General features: G+C 70.8%; 9 protein-coding genes. 6 read left to right on the forward strand and 3 right to left on the reverse strand.

Features of this window, described 5'->3' with window-relative positions; all coding sequences use genetic code 11:
- Positions 1–108 precede the first annotated feature (108 nt).
- Positions 109–5421 (reverse strand): pullulanase-type alpha-1,6-glucosidase, encoded by a 5313-nt coding sequence (gene pulA / locus ACWDR0_RS15030; protein ID WP_456352111.1) that lies wholly within the window; start codon positions 5419–5421, stop codon positions 109–111.
- 426 nt (positions 5422–5847) lie between these two features.
- Between pulA and ACWDR0_RS15035 the strand changes: the two genes are divergently transcribed.
- From ACWDR0_RS15035 to ACWDR0_RS15045, 3 genes are all read left to right on the forward strand, one after another.
- On the forward strand, positions 5848–7149 hold the full coding sequence (locus ACWDR0_RS15035; RefSeq protein ID WP_456352112.1) for an extracellular solute-binding protein: 1302 nt from the start codon (positions 5848–5850) through the stop codon (positions 7147–7149).
- An 83-nt stretch (positions 7150–7232) separates the two neighbouring features.
- Positions 7233–8174, forward strand: a complete 942-nt coding sequence (locus ACWDR0_RS15040) for a carbohydrate ABC transporter permease (RefSeq protein ID WP_456352101.1) — start codon at positions 7233–7235, stop codon at positions 8172–8174.
- Complete coding sequence (locus tag ACWDR0_RS15045) at positions 8171–9091, forward strand: sugar ABC transporter permease (protein WP_456352102.1); 921 nt, start codon at positions 8171–8173, stop codon at positions 9089–9091. The genes ACWDR0_RS15040 and ACWDR0_RS15045 overlap by 4 nt, the downstream gene beginning before the upstream one ends.
- 144 nt (positions 9092–9235) lie before the next feature.
- Here ACWDR0_RS15045 and ACWDR0_RS15050 read toward each other — a convergent pair whose 3' ends face one another.
- Positions 9236–9376 (reverse strand): hypothetical protein, encoded by a 141-nt coding sequence (locus ACWDR0_RS15050; protein ID WP_456352103.1) that lies wholly within the window; start codon positions 9374–9376, stop codon positions 9236–9238.
- 30 nt (positions 9377–9406) lie between these two features.
- Between ACWDR0_RS15050 and ACWDR0_RS15055 the strand changes: the two genes are divergently transcribed.
- The 3 genes from ACWDR0_RS15055 to ACWDR0_RS15065 all read left to right on the forward strand — a co-directional run bounded on the left by ACWDR0_RS15055 (position 9407) and on the right by ACWDR0_RS15065 (position 13106).
- Complete coding sequence (locus ACWDR0_RS15055) at positions 9407–11017, forward strand: glycoside hydrolase family 13 protein (protein WP_456352104.1); 1611 nt, start codon at positions 9407–9409, stop codon at positions 11015–11017.
- 1 nt (position 11018) lies between these two features.
- A complete protein-coding gene (locus ACWDR0_RS15060) occupies positions 11019–12110 on the forward strand; it encodes a LacI family DNA-binding transcriptional regulator (protein WP_456352105.1) in 1092 nt (363 codons plus the stop codon).
- Between the two features lie 120 nt (positions 12111–12230).
- Complete coding sequence (locus tag ACWDR0_RS15065; protein ID WP_456352106.1) at positions 12231–13106, forward strand: phosphatase PAP2 family protein; 876 nt, start codon at positions 12231–12233, stop codon at positions 13104–13106.
- A 99-nt stretch (positions 13107–13205) separates the two neighbouring features.
- Here ACWDR0_RS15065 and ACWDR0_RS15070 read toward each other — a convergent pair whose 3' ends face one another.
- On the reverse strand, positions 13206–14831 hold the full coding sequence (locus ACWDR0_RS15070; protein WP_456352107.1) for an MFS transporter: 1626 nt from the start codon (positions 14829–14831) through the stop codon (positions 13206–13208).
- Positions 14832–15090 lie beyond the last annotated feature (259 nt).

Below are 15090 nucleotides of genomic sequence, written 5' to 3' on the forward strand. Positions count from 1 at the left end.
GCGTACGGGTGAGGCCCGGACCCCCGCTCGGGGGCCCAGGCCTCGTCCGTACTCCTGACCGCGTGACCGGGCCGCATTGACCGGGCGCATGACCGGCCCCGCGGGGGCTCAGCGGGCGGTGAACACCGCCACGGTCCGGGCCGGGACGGTGAAGGTGCCGGACTCCTTCTCGTACGAGGCGCCGGCCGCCGTACGGTCGGACCCGGCCGCCTGCACCGGGTGCAGGGTGTAGCCGGTACCGGCCGGGGGCGCCACCCGCTGGTGCTGCCGCTGGGGTGTGGCGTTGATGACGACCACCAGGTCACCGGCCTTCATGGTGATCACTCCGGGGGTCTCGTCCGGTCCCGACAGCGGGAAGGAGACCTGCTCCTGGACCTGCTGTGCGGTGCTCAGTCCGAGGGCCTTCTCGGTGCTGCGGATCGTCAGCAGATCGCGGTAGGCGGCGGAGGCGGCTTCGACCGGGCCGCACCCGGCGGCCAGGGCGGGGGTGCGGAGCAGTGGACGGGCGTACTCCCACTTGTCCTTGTTGTCGGCGGCGGGCGGCAGGCCGCGGCCGAAGCCGTTGCCGTCGCGGCAGTCCCAGTGGATGGCGTTGTACCAGTCGCCGCTGTCGTACGAGTTGCGGTCGAGCGATTTGGAGCGCAGCAGGTCGGTGCCGGCCTGGGAGAGCACCGGGCCCTGGGAGAGCAGGGAGGCGGCCATCGCGACCACCTGCATCCGGGCCCGGTCGGCGGGGGCGGTGTCCCGGGGGAGTTTGAAGGCGAGGGCGTCGTAGAGGGTCTCGTTGTCGTGGGCGTCGGAGTAGGCGAGGGCGTCGCCGGGGTCCCGGGCGTATCCGGCGGGGGCGCCGTTGTAGTCGACTTCGGAGCCCTTGACCCGGCGGCCCCGGGTGTCGGTGAAGGTGTAGTCGGCGAGGTTTCCGGTGAGTCCGACCTTGATGAGGTCCTGGTAGTGGAGGAGCCGGGCGCGCTGCTGTTCCGGGGTGCCGTTGTCGGCGGCCGGGTTGGGATCGGTGAAGAGGCCGGAGGCGAAGCCCTGGACTCCGGGGTCGGTGTCGAAGGGGCCGCCGCCGCGGATCGCGTCGCGGGCCCGGTCGGAGAAGGTGGCGATGCCGGTTCCGGCCATATGTTTCTGGGTGGCCTGGACAAAGCGGGCGTCGTCGGCGATCTCGCCGAAGTTCCAGCCCTCGCCGTAGAGGAGGATCTTCTTACCGTCGACTCCGTCGCGCTCGGGGGTGAGGGCGTCGAGGGCCTTGCGGACGGCGAGCATATTGGCCTTGGGGTGGTGGCCCATGAGGTCGAAGCGGAAGCCGTCGACCTTGTACTCCCTGGCCCAGGTGACCACCGAGTCGACGACGAGCCTGCCCATCATCGCGTTCTCGGGGGCGGTGTTGGCGCAGCAGGTGGAGGTGGCGACGCTGCCGTCGGCGAGGAGCCGCTGGTAGTAGCCGGGCACGATGCGGTCGAGGACCGATTTGTCGGACTGTCCGGCGGCGACGGTGTGGTTGTAGACGACGTCCATCACGGTCCGCAGTCCGGTGCCGTTGAGGGCGGCGACCATCTCGCGGAACTCGACGGTGCGCCGGGTGCCTTCGGGGTCGGTGGCGTAGGAGCCCTCGGGGACGGTGTAGTGCAGCGGGTCGTAGCCCCAGTTGTACGCGTCCTTCGCGGCGCTCGCGGCGACGCACTCCTGCTGTTTCTCCGAGTCGGGGGCCTGGGCGGCGAGGTCGCAGTCCGGGCGCTGCTGGTCGCTCTTCCGTTCGGGGATCGTGCCGATGTCGAAGGCGGGCAGGAGATGGACGTACGTGGTGCCGCTGCGGGCCAGTCCGGACAGGTGCTTCATTCCGGCGGACTGCCGTTCGGTGAAGGCGCGGTAGGTGCCGGGGTGCTTCGCGGTGCGGTCGGCGACGGAGAAGTCGCGGATATGGAGTTCCTGGATCCGGGCGTCCGCGAGGGGTACGGCGGCCGGTTTCTTCAGGGCCTGCCAGCCCTTGGGGGCGAGTGCCGGGTCCCTGAGGTCGACGGCGAGGCTGCGGGCGGAGTCGGTGGTCAGGGCGGTGGAGTAGGGGTCGGTGACCAGGTTGACGACGTTCTTCCGGACGGTGGGGGCCCAGACGGCGACCCGGTAGCGGTACGGCTTGCCGGTCCAGGCGCGGGGGCCGGTGACCGACCAGACGCCGGAGGTGTCGTCACGGCGCATCGGGACCGTACGGCCGTCGAGTTCGAGGGAGACGGTACGGGCGGTGGGCGCCCAGACGGAGAGGGTGACGCCGTTCTTCCCGAAGACCGGGCCGAGGGCCGCGCGGCTCGCGTTCGCCGCGTACAGGTCGTCGAGCACCCCGGCGGTCTGGACGCCGGTGGCGGCGAGCAGGGCGCCGGACGCGGTCCGCTGGGTGGCGATCAGCTGTCCGCGCAGGGCTTCGGGTACCCGGCGCAGGTCACGCGGGTCGAGGGTGAACGCCGGATGGTCCCCGAGGTGGGGGAACTTCGCCTTCTGGGCGTCGGTGAGGGTGCCCGGCCGCAGCCGCAGCCAGCGGCCCTCGTCGGTGAGGGCGCCGTTCTCGACGGTGATCGGTTTCCCGGCCGCGTACACGAGCTGCCGGCTTGCCGCGGCGGTGGTCTTCGTCTTCCAGACGACGGTGGTGCGGTCGATCCACTGGGCCTCGGATTTGCCGAGGTCGAGCTGCGGGGCGGCGCCGGCCTGCGGCAGCAGATGGCCGGGGCGGCCCGCCAGGAGCCGGACCTCGTGGCCGTGGGCGGTGAGGTCGAGTGACTGGTCGTCGGGGAGGTCCTTGAGATCCCCCTTGTGGATGATGTAGCTCAGCGTGCCAGCGCCGGGCGCGAGGGGCACTTCGAAGGTGACGCCGTAGGAGTCCTTGCGGACCGGCATCAGTGGTTTCGCCCAGTCGGTGGGGTTGGCGGCGCCGGTCCAGGTGTGCAGGCCCCAGCCGTCGTAGTCGCCGTCGGGGCGGTGGTAGTGGATGAGCGCCTTGGTCCGGTCCTGCGGCGGGTAGACCCCGGCGGGCGCGGTGTCGGACTGGCCGTCCTTGCCCTGGGCGATCCATACCTGGCCGGTGCGGGCGAGCGGGACGGTGCGCTGCGGGCCGTCGGCGGTGCCGTTCTTCTCGACGGTGTACGGGAGTGCGGAGGCGCCTTCGGGGAGGCGGATCCAGGCGAAGGCTCCGTAGGCGTCGCGTCCCGTGAAGGGGGCGCGGGTGCCGTTGGCGACCAGTTCCCAGCCGTCGTAGTCGCCGTCGGGCCGCTGGTAGTGGACGACGGCGTAGGTCCGTTCGACCGCGACGGGCTTCGCGGGCGGGGGTACGGCTCCGGCGGTGGTGGAGCCGAGCGCGCTCGCGGTACGGCCGCGGGCGTCGACGACGACGGCCTTGTAGCGGAGCGGGGTACCGGCCCGGGTGTCGGCGCCGAGGTACTGGGTGACCCGGTAGGGGGCCCGGTCGGCGGTGCCGAGGACCTGCCAGGGTTCATTGCCGCGCTGGGCGGCGAAGACGACCCGGCCGAGGGGGCCGCCGTCGGCGTCGGCGGAGATCTCGACGGTGCCGGTGGCTCCGGCGGCGGGGTCCTTCAGGCTGATCACGGGCTTGGCGGCGGGTGCCGGGCGCGGGGTGTCGGCGCGCAGGACCAGCGCCGAGAGGGCGGGGACGGTGAGGGTCGCGGTGCCGTCGGCGCCGGTGCGGACGGTGGCCCCGGTGCCGTCACCGTTGCCGTTGCCGTTGCCGTTGCCGTGGATCGTGCGGAAGACGGTGTCCGGGGAGCCGGTGGTCAGCCGGACGGTCTTCGGTGCGGTGCCGTTGTTGAGGGCGGCCAGATATTCGTGGGGCCGTTTCGCGTCGGTACGGGAGAAGGCGTAGACGGAGCCTTCGGCGTACCGCTCCTCCTGGACGCCGTCGCGGAGCGCGGGGTGTTCGCGGGTGAGCTTCGAGAGCTGCGCGATGGACCGGTAGAGCGGGTGGCCGGGGTCGTAGGCGTCGGCGGCGTGGGTGCGGTCGGTGCCGAGCTGGTCGTCGTCGAGGTAGTCGGGGGTGGTGGAGGCGAAGAGGGTCTGGCGGGCGTCCTTGTCGCCGCCGTTGCCGGTGTAGCCCTGTTCGTCGCCGTAGTAGACCACCGGGTTGCCGCGGACCAGGAACATCAGCTCGTTGGCGAGCCGGGCCCGCCGGACGAGTTCGGCGTCGGTGGCGCCGGGGCGGTCCTGGCGGAGGAAGGTGCCGATCCGGCCCATGTCGTGGTTGCCGAGGAAGGTGACCTGGCCGTAGGCGTTGGCCTTGTCGGTGGTGTAGCGGTGGTCCTGGGCGAAGACGGCGGAGAGCCGGGAGGCGGGGGCGCCCTGGGAGGCATAGGCGCGGGCCGCGTCCTGGAAGGGGAAGTCCAGGGTGGAGTCCAGCCTGCCGCGGGTGACATAGGGGGCGGTGACGGCCGGGTCGGCGGAGTACACCTCGCCGAACATGAAGAAGTCGGGGCGGCCGCGCTTCGCGGCGAAGGCGTCGAGGGCGGTGGCCCACTCGGTCCAGAACTTCATGTCGACGTGTTTCACGGTGTCGATACGGAATCCGTCGATCCCGAAGTCGTTCACCCACCGCTGGTAGATGCGCTCCATACCGCGGCGGACCTCGGGGCGTTCGGTCCAGAGGTCGTCGAGACCGGCGAAGTCGCCGTGCTCACCGCTCTCACCGGCGAAGGTGGAGTCCCCGCGGTTGTGGTACATCCGGGGGTCGTTGAGCCAGGCGGGGACCTTGTCCCGGTCGCGGGGGACGGGGGTGTACGGGGAGGAGTCCGTACCCACGTCCTTCGGGACGCCGTCGGTGTCGTCGAAGGGACGGCCGGTGCGGTCGAGGTAGGGGTGGGCGCCCTTGGGCCGGTACCCGTACTCCTTCTCGGCGTAGTCGACGGTGTCGGCGGTGTGGTTGGTGATGACGTCGAAGTAGACCTTCATGCCCTTGGCATGGGCCTTGTCGATCAGTGCGGTGAGGTCGGCGTTGGTGCCGAAGTGCGGGTCGACCTGGGTGAAGTCGGTGATCCAGTAGCCATGGTAGCCCGCGGAAACATCCTTACCGCTGCCCTGGACGGGCTTGTTCTTGAAGATCGGGGCGAGCCAGATGCCGGTGGTGCCGAGGCCCTTGATGTAGTCGAGCTTCCGGGTCAGGCCCTTGAGGTCGCCGCCGTGGTAGAAGCCCTTGTCGGCGGGGTCATGGCCGTGGTCGAGCCGGGAGCCGGTGAGTCCGCCGCGGTCGTTGGCCCGGTCGCCGTTGGCGAAGCGGTCGGGCAGGACGAAGTAGAACTGCTCGCGGGTGGCGTCGTGGCGGGCGGGCTGCGCGGCGAGCGAGGCGTCGGAGGGCGGCTTCGGGGCGCGGGGCCCGGCCGCGGGGGCGGCGAGCGCGGGAGCGGTGGGCAGGAGTCCGGCGCACAGGGCGCCGGCGAGGACGGCGACGACGCCGCGCCTCCGTCCGCCGGTGCCGTGGCGGGTGCGTCTGCTGCGGAGCACGTCTTATCTCCTCGGTTGTGTCGGCGGCCGGGCCGCCGGGGCCGTGCGCGCGCCGGTACCCGGTACGGAACCCTGTACCCGGTTGCTGCAAGGAGCTGAGGGTTCTTGCAACAACTCCGGTGCGCACGGCGGCCGACGCTAGGAGATGGCCGGAACTGCGGTCAAGACCTTGCGGCTTGATCCCGGTGTCTCTACGAAATCCGTAGGACACAGGGAGGTCACAACCTGGAAATCTGGCTGTTTTCTTTCTGCAAGACCTTTCGCAAGGTCTTGCAGGACTGTTAGCTTCACGCCGCAGCAGCCCGGCCCGTTGAGGACTGGCGGGGCCTTGACCTCAATGAGGAGTTCATGATGCGCAAGGGCATGACGGCCGCCGCGATCGCGGGCGTACTGGCTCTGACGGCGACCGCCTGCGGCGGCGACGGCGGCGGATCGGGCGACAGCAGCGGCCGCAAGGCGGCCGAGGACCCGCAGAGCGTCTCCGGCTCGATCACCTGGTGGGACACGTCGAACGAGGCCGAGGGGCCGACGTACGACAAGCTCGTCGCGGCCTTCCAGAAGGAGTACCCGAAGATCAAGGTGAACCGCACCTCGGTCTCCTTCGACCAGGCGGAGCAGAAGTTCAAGACCGCCGCCCAGAACGGCAAGGGCGCGCCGGACGTGATCCGTACCGATGTCGGCTGGTCCGCCGGGTTCGCCAATCTGGGCTATCTCCAGCCGCTGGACGGCACCCCCGCCCTCGACAACGCCGCGGACTTCCTGCCCGGCCCGCTGTCCACGGCCAAGTGGAAGGGCGAGACCGTCGGCGTACCGCAGGTCACCGACACCCTGGCGCTCCTCTACAACAAGGAGATCTTCGCCAGGGCGGGGATTGCCAAGCCCCCGGCCACCTGGGACGAGTTCATCGCCACCGCGAAGACCATCAAGGCGAAGACGGGTGTCACCGGCACCCAGCTCAACCCCGAGGGCTACTTCTCGCTGCCGTTCCTCTACGGCGAGGGCGCCGACATGCTCGACGTCGACGGCAAGAAGATCACCGTGAACTCCGCGGGCGCGGTCAAGGGCATGGAGACGGCACTGAAGCTGGCGCAGTCCGACGTGGCCCTCAAGCCGGCCTCCACCGACGGCTATGTCGCGGCCCAGACGTCCTTCAAGGACGGCCGGATCGCCATGGTGATCAACGGTCCGTGGTCGGTCTCCGACGACTACACCGGCAAGGCGTTCAAGACCAAGGACAACCTGGGCATCGCCAATATCCCGGCCGGCCCCTCCGGGACGGCCGCGGCCCCGATCGGCGGCCACAACTACTCCGTCTACCGGGGCTCGAAGAACAAGGACGCCTCCTACCTCTTCGTGAAGTTCATGGCCTCCGCCCAGAACCAGGAGCTGACGGCCAAGGAGATCAACACCCTGCCGACCCGGAAGTCCGCCTACACCCCGGCGGTCACCGCCGACCCGGCGAAGAAGGCCTTCCAGCAGGCACTGGCGGTCGCGAAGTCCCGTCCGGTGATCCCCGGCGTCGGTGACCTCTTCGTCGCCTTCGACCAGCACTACGTGAAGGTGCTGCGCGGCGACGCCTCGCCGAAGGAGGGCCTGGACGCCCTCGCGAAGGAGTGGAACTCCAAGCTCCTGAAGGACTACGCCATCGGCTGACCGCGGCCCGTGAGCCCCCGCCGCCCGGCCGCGCGGGGGCCCGCCGCACACCCCGGGCCCGCAGGGACGACGTACGGAGAGAGATGAGCACCCTGATACTCAAGGCCAGACGGTCTTTCAGCACCCACTGGTACGCCTGGGCCATGGTCCTGCCCGTGGTCGTCGTCCTCGGCGTGCTCGTCGGCTATCCGCTGGGCCGGGGGATCTACCTCTCCTTCACGGACGCCAACGAGGCCAATATCGGGCGGACCATCGGCGACTTCTCCGTCCCGTCGACGTACACCTTCGTCGGCCTGGAGAACTACTGGAACATCCTCTCCGGCCGGGAGGGCTCCTTCTACCCCCGGCTGACCTGGACGGTCCTGTGGACGCTGAGCTGTGTGGTGCTCCACTACGGCATCGGCCTCGGGCTGGCGCTGCTGCTCAACCGGCGGATGCGCGGCCGCTCTCTCTACCGGGTGCTGCTGGTGCTGCCGTGGGCGGTGCCCGCGTTCGTCGCCGCGTTCGCCTGGAAGCTGATGTACAACACCGACAACGGGGTGCTGAACGCGCTGCTGGGGAAGATCGGCATGGCCCCGGTGGACTGGCTGGGCGATCCGTTTGTCCAGAAGCTGTCGGTGATCGTGGTCAACACCTGGCTGGGCGTGCCGTTCATGATGGTCGCCATCCTGGGCGGGCTCCAGTCCGTACCGCGCGAACTGCACGAGGCCGCCGAGATGGACGGTGCCACGCCCTGGCAGCGGTTCGTCCATGTCACGCTCCCCGGGCTGCGGCCGGTCAGCACCACGATCGTGCTGCTGGGGACCATCTGGACCTTCAATATGTTCCCCATCATCTATCTGGTGATCGGACAGGCCGGCGGCACCGAGAGCGAGATCCTGGTGACCTACGCCTACCGGCTGGCCTTCCAGGGAGTGCGGGACTACGCGGGCTCCGCCGCGTACGGCATCGTGATCCTCTCGCTGCTCCTGGTCTTCTCCGTGTTCTACCGCGGCATGCTCAACCGTCAGGAGGCCGCCAAGTGAGCAGCAGCACCGAGGCCGCCGGGGCGGCGACCGGCACCGTACGGACGGCCGGGGCCCGGGCCGGGGAGACACCGCGTCCGGCGGTACGGCGCCGGGGCGAGCGGTCCCGCCTCTCGTCGGCCGCGCTCCACACCACCCTGGTCTGCGCGTCCCTGATCGCGCTCTTCCCCATCGTGTTCATCGTCCTGGTGTCGCTGCGCGGGGAGAACGGCTGGACGCACCCCATGGAGCTGGAGGGGTTCACCCTCGCCAACTACACCCATCTGCTGGGGAAGACCGAGTTCAGTACCTGGTTCCTCAACTCCGTGATCATCGCGGGCGGCACCATGCTGGTCGGTGTGCTGATCGCGGCCAGCGCGGGCTACGCGGTCTCCCGGATGAGGTTCCCCGGCCACAAATCGCTGATGTGGACCTTCCTGATCTGCCAGATGTTCCCCGTGGCGGTGCTGATCGTGCCGCTCTACAACATCCTGGGCGAGCTGAAGCTGCTGGACAGCTACGGCGGGCTGATCATCACCTACTGCTCGGTGTCCGTGCCGTTCTGCGCCTGGATGCTGAAGGGGTACTTCGACACCGTCCCGGTGGAGATCGACGAATCGGGCCGGGTGGACGGGCTCACCCCGTTCGGCACCTTCTGGCGGCTGATCGTCCCGCTGGCCCGGCCGGGCCTGGCGGTCACCATGTTCTACACGTTCCTGACCGCCTGGAGCGAGGTCGCCTTCGCCACCTCCTTCCTCAGCAGCGAGGGCAAGTACACGCTGGCCGTCGGTCTCCAGACCTTCGTCGGACCGCACCGCGCCGAGTGGGGGCTGATGACCGCGGCCTCGGTGCTGATCATGCTCCCGGCGGGGCTGCTGTTCTTCTTCGCCCAGCGGCATCTGGTGGCCGGTCTGACCGCGGGCGGCACCAAGGGCTGACGGCCCCGGGCCGTGGCTCCGGCGCGATCCACCGGAACCACGGCCCGAAGTGGCGTATCCACGCCATGAGGATGCGCGTTGACCATCGACATAGGGGGCAGAACAGCCCTGTACATGCCGCAGATGCCACCAATTACTTATAGATCACCCCAAGCTTTGACAGTTCGGACGGCGCGCCCTCCCGGCGGCGCACCGCACCGGCACCAGCACCGGCACCAGCACCAGCACCAGCACCAGCACCAGCACCAGCACCAGCACCAGCAGTGCGCCACACCGGCAACGCACCGCGCCAGTGACGACCTTCAAGGGAACGACATGACCCAGGAGCTTGCTCCCACCCTTCGCGACCGGTCCGCCGAACCCCCGGCGGACTGGTGGCGGGACGCCGTCATCTACCAGGTGTACGTGCGCTCGTTCGCGGACAGCGACGGCGACGGGATCGGCGATCTGCGCGGCGCCCGCGAGCGCCTCCCCCATCTCGCCGGGCTCGGCGTCGACGCCGTCTGGCTCACCCCGTTCTACGCCTCCCCCCAGGCCGACGGCGGATACGACGTCGCGGACTACCGCTCCGTCGACCCCCTCTTCGGCGACCTCCGGGACGCCGGCGATCTGATCACCGAGGCCCACCGGCTGGGGCTGCGGGTGATCGTCGACATCGTGCCCAACCACACCTCCGACCGGCACGCCTGGTTCCGCGCCGCCGTCGAGGGCGGCCCCGGAGCGCCCGAGCGCGCGCTCTACCACTTTCGCCCGGGCCGGGGCGAGGACGGCGAGCTGCCGCCGAACGACTGGGAGTCCGTCTTCGGCGGACCCGCCTGGACCCGGACGACCGCCGGGGACTGGTATCTGCATCTCTTCGCCTCCGAGCAGCCCGACCTCAACTGGGACCACCCCGCCGTCCGCGAGGAGTTCGAGTCGATCCTCCGCTTCTGGCTGGACCTGGGCGTCGACGGCTTCCGCATCGACGTCGCGCACGGCATGGTCAAGGCCGAGGGGCTGCCGGACATCGGGCTGCGGGAGCAGGCGAAGCTGATCGGCGCCCAGGTGCTGCCCTTCTTCGACCAGGACGGGGTCCATGAGATCCACCGCTCCTGGCGGCGGCTGCTCGACGGGTACGAGGGCCAGCGCATCGGCGTCGCCGAGGCATGGGCGCCCACCGCCGAGCGGCTCGCGCTCTATGTCCGCCCCGACGAGCTCCACCAGGCGTTCAACTTCCAGTTCCTCACCTGCGACTGGGACGCGGCCGCGATGCGCGAGGTCATCGACGACTCCCTGGCGGCCACCGGATCGGTGGGCGCCCCCACCACCTGGGTCCTCTCCAACCACGACGTCGTCCGCCACACCACGCGGTACGGCGGCGGGGAGCGCGGTCTGCGGCGGGCCAGGGCGGCGGCGCTGCTCACCCTGGCACTGCCCGGGTCCGCCTATCTCTACCAGGGCGAGGAGCTGGGCCTGCCGGAGGTGACGGAGCTGCCGGACGCGGTCCGCCAGGACCCGGCGTTCTTCCGCGGCGACGGCCAGGACGGACTGCGGGACGGCTGCCGGGTGCCGATCCCCTGGTCGGGCGGCACCGCTCCGTACGGCTTCGGGCCCGGCGGCAGCTGGCTGCCCCAGCCCGGGGAGTGGGCGGGCCTCTCGGTGGCGGCGCAGACCGGCGTCCCCGGCTCGACCCTGGAGCTGTACCGTTCGGCGCTCGCCCACCGCAGGGAGCTGCCCGGCCTCGGCGACGGCGCGATGGAGTGGCGGCCCGCGCCCGCCGGCGTACTGGCCTTCGCCAGGCCCGGCTTCGTCTGCACCCTGAACACCCTCGAAGAGGCCGTGGAGATCCCGGCGCCGGGCCGTCCGCTGCTCTCCTCGGCCCCCCTGGACGCCACCGGCTCCACGGTCCGCGTCCCGGCCGGGACCTGCGTGTGGTGGGCAGTCTGAGATGCGCCCGGTACAGTCCCATCCCGTGACCGCACCCGCACGACTGGCAGACATAGCGGCCCAGGCGGGGGTCAGCGAAGCGACGGTGAGCCGGGTTCTCAACGGAAAGCCCGGCGTCGCCGCGACCACCCGCCAGGCCGTCCTCGCCGCACTGGACGTCCTCGGCTACGAACGCCCCGTACGACTGCGCCAGCGCAGCGCGGGCCTGGTCGGCCTGATCACCCCGGAGCTGGAGAACCCGATCTTCCCGGCGCTGGCCCAGGTGATCGGGCAGGCGCTGACCCGCCAGGGCTACACCCCGGTGCTCGCCACCCAGACCCCCGGCGGGTCCACCGAGGACGAGCTGACGGAGATGCTGGTGGACCGGGGGGTCGCGGGCATCATCTATGTCTCCGGCCTCCATGCGGACACCACCGCCGACACCCAGCGCTATGAACAACTGAGGGCCCAGGGGGTCCCCTTCGTCCTGGTCGACGGCTACTCGCCGAAGGTGCGGGCGCCGTTCATCTCCCCGGACGACCGGGCGGCGATGCGGCTCGCGGTGACCCATCTGGTGTCGCTGGGGCACAGCCGGATCGGGCTGGCGCTGGGGCCGCTCCGCTTCGTCCCGGTGCTGCGGAAGATCGAAGGCTTCACCGAGGCGATGCGGGAGCAGCTCGGCCTGGACGCGGAGACCGTCACCGGGCAACTGATCCAGCACTCCCTGTACACGCTGGAGGGCGGCCAGGCCGCCGCCTCGGCCCTGCTGGACCGGGGGTGCACCGCCGTGGTCTGCGCCAGCGACATGATGGCCCTGGGGGCGGTCAGAGCGGCCCGCCGACGGGGGCTCGAAGTGCCGGACGACGTCTCCGTCGTCGGTTTCGACGACTCCCCGCTGATCGCCTTCACCGATCCCCCGCTGACGACGGTCCGCAAGCCGGTCCCCGCGATGGGGCAAGCCGCGGTCCGGACCCTGCTGGAGGAGATCTCCGGAAACCTGCCCCCCAGCGCTCCCGGTTCCGCTTCGGCCGCGTACAGTGAGTTCGTCTTCATGCCTGAACTGGTCGTACGGGGCTCGACGGCCTCCGTACCGGGGCCGGGCGGGCGTTCCTGACCAGGGCCGTCCCCTCCGGGATACGCTCCGTGGTGTCGTCCGCAGGGTGGAGAGCGTGCGCCCTGAACGGGACCGAGGGATGATCGGTCGGTGGGCGCGAATCTGGCAGACTCTCGTTCCATGGGTGAAACGACCGTGAAGACACTGGAAGGCCGGACGGCCACCCCGTCACCCATGGCGGAAGAGCCCGCCGGACCTGCGCGTTCGCGCTTCGCGCGGTTCAAGGAGCTGCGGTCGCCGAGGCGCCCGCGCATCTGGTTCGAGATCCTGCTGATCGCGGTGAGTTACTGGACGTACTCGCTGATCCGCAATGCCGTACCGGAGCAGAAGACCCAGGCCCTGAAGAACGCGGACTGGATCCTGGGCTTCGAGCGGGCCATCGGGCTCGACTTCGAGCATGCGGTCAATCACGCGGCGAACTCCGTGACATGGCTCATCGTGACGATGAACTACTACTACGCCACGCTGCACTTCGTCGTGACCATCGGCGTGCTGGTGTGGCTCTACCGCTGGCATCCGGGGCGGTACGCGGCGGCCCGGCTGGTGCTCTTCGCCACCACCGCGGTCGCCCTGGTCGGCTACTACCTGTATCCGCTCGCTCCCCCTCGGCTGATGGAGGGGCACAATTTCATCGACACCGTCCTGGTGCACGAGACCTGGGGCTCGATGGCCTCGGGCGATCTGAAGAACATGTCCAACCAGTACGCGGCGATGCCGTCGATGCACATCGGCTGGTCGCTCTGGTGCGGGCTGATCATCTTCGCGGTGGCCAAGGCGCCCTGGGCGAAGATCCTCGGCCTGCTGTACCCGGTCGCCACCCTCGTGGTGATCGTGGCGACGGCGAACCACTTCTGGCTGGACGCGGTGGGCGGCGTGCTCTGCCTCGGCTTCGGCTTCCTGCTCTCGTACCTCTGGTACCAGGCGCTGCCGCACCGGCTGCCGAAGGTGCCGGTACGGGAGCCGGAGCGGCGGAGGCTGCGTCCGGCGCGGGCGTAGCCGCCGCGTCACGGTCCGCGAAAGGGGCGGGGCCGGACCCTCTGGGGGTCCGGCCCCGCCCCTTTCGCGATACGGCTCCGACCCGGGCGGGCCGGCGGCTCAGCCGCGGGCGGCGCCGGTGGGTTCGGGATGCGGGCCGTCCGCCGGGGTGCCGTCCTGCCCGCTGCCGCCCCCGGCCTCCTTGTCCGCCGCGGTCGCGGCCGCCGGGCCGGCCCCGCGGAGCGCGGTCGCGGCGACCAGCGCGGTGGCCACCGCCAGTACGGCACAGACCAGACCGACCGTGTTCAGTCCACCGACGTACGCCTCACGGGCCGCGGCCAGCACCTCGTCGGCAGCGCCGCCGGGAAGACCGGCCGCGACGGCGAGCGCGCCCTCGACACTGCCGCGCACCGCTTCCGCCTGCTCCCCGGTCAGCCCGTCCGGTACCTCGACCCCGCCGCTGTACAGCGCACCGCCGAGGCTGCCGAAGGCGGCGAGGCCGAAGGCGACCCCGAACTCTCCGCTGGTCTCGTTCAGGGAGGCCGCCGAGCCGCTCTTCTCCGGCGGCGCGGTGCCGACCGCCAGATCGGTCCCGAGGGCTCCGATCGGGCCGGTCCCGAAGAAGCCGATCACAAATCCGGCGATCAGCAGAGGGAAGCCGCCCGCCGGGTCGACGAAGGCGAGCAGCAGATAGCCCACCGCGGTCAGCGCGAGCCCCCCGCCGATGACGGTGCCCAGCGGCAGCCTCCTGGCCAGGGTGGGCGCCAGGGTCGCGGAGACGATGGACGCCAGCGCGGACGGCACCATCCACAGACCGGCCTCGAACGGCGACAGTCCCTCCACCATCTGCAGAAAGCCGGTGATGAAGAGATACATCCCGCTCATCCCGGCCATGGTGAGCAGCAGGACCAGCAGGGCGAAGGTGAAGGCCCGGTGCCGGAACAGCCCGAGGTCCAGCAGCGGATGGCTCAGCCCGCGCTGCCGGGCGACGAAGAGCGCGCCGAAGACGAGACCGGCGGCGATCGCGGCCGCGGCGGCCGGCTCCCAGCCGTGGCGGGCGCTCTCCTTGAGCCCGTAGATCACCGGCAGGATGGCGGCGAGTGAGAGGAACACGCTCGGCAGGTCGATCCGCCCGCCGTCCGGGTCCCGGTACTCGGGGAGTACCAGAGGGGCCGCGACCAGCAGGATCAGCATCACGGGGACGCCCAGGACAAAGACCGAGCCCCACCAGAAGTACTCCAGCATGATGCCGCCCACGACCGGCCCGAGCGCGGTGCCGCCCATGAAGCAGCAGGCCCAGACGGCGATCGCCCGGCCGCGCTGGAGCGGGTCCTTGAACATGTTGCTGATCAGCGAGAGCGTGGAGGGCATCAGGGTCGCGGCGGCAACGCCGAGCAGGGCCCGGGAGACGATCAGCATTTCGGCGCTGGTGGCGAAGGCGGCCAGCAGGGAGGTGGCGCCGACGGCGACGGCGCCGGTCATCAGCAGCCTGCGGCGGCCGATGCGGTCGCCGAGCGTCCCCATCGTGACCAGGAAGCCCGCGATCATAAAGCCGTAGATGTCCATGATCCACAGCGTCTGGCTGCCGCTGGGCGCAAGGGATTCGGCGAGATGCGGCAGGGCGAGGAAGAGCACGCTCTGGTCGAGGGAGATGAGCAGGGTGGGGAGGGCCAGGACGGCGAGCCCGGCCCATTCGCGGGCACCGGCCCTCCTGACGGGGCTACTCGGGGGTGGGGCGGCGGACATGGGTGCCTTCCGGTCGGTGTCGGCGGTTCGGAAACCGTCGGGGGGTTATTCGGAATGGTTTCGAATAGTTCGGGATGATTCGGGGTGGTTCGGGTACGGAGGCCCGCGGGGTGCGGGGTGCGGGGTGCGGGGTGCGGGGTGCGGGGTGCGGGGTGCGGGGTGCGGGGTGCGGGGTGCGGGGTGCGGCGGGGGCCGCGGGTGGTGCCGGATCTGCTCCGGCGGTACGGCCACCGGCTGCGGACCAGCGGGCGCGGGGCGG

The sequence above is a fragment of the Streptomyces sp. NPDC003691 genome, from assembly GCF_053981115.1.

Excerpts from the sequence above, each read along its gene's own strand:
- ACWDR0_RS15065 (WP_456352106.1), top strand. The coding sequence starts at position 12,231 with ATGGGTGAAACGACCGTGAAGACACTGGAAGGCCGGACGGCCACCCCG.
- ACWDR0_RS15040 (WP_456352101.1), top strand. The coding sequence starts at position 7,233 with ATGAGCACCCTGATACTCAAGGCCAGACGGTCTTTCAGCACCCACTGG.
- ACWDR0_RS15070 (WP_456352107.1), bottom strand. The coding sequence starts at position 14,831 with ATGTCCGCCGCCCCACCCCCGAGTAGCCCCGTCAGGAGGGCCGGTGCC.
- ACWDR0_RS15055 (WP_456352104.1), top strand. The coding sequence starts at position 9,407 with ATGACCCAGGAGCTTGCTCCCACCCTTCGCGACCGGTCCGCCGAACCC.
- ACWDR0_RS15035 (WP_456352112.1), top strand. The coding sequence starts at position 5,848 with ATGCGCAAGGGCATGACGGCCGCCGCGATCGCGGGCGTACTGGCTCTG.
- ACWDR0_RS15060 (WP_456352105.1), top strand. The coding sequence starts at position 11,019 with ATGCGCCCGGTACAGTCCCATCCCGTGACCGCACCCGCACGACTGGCA.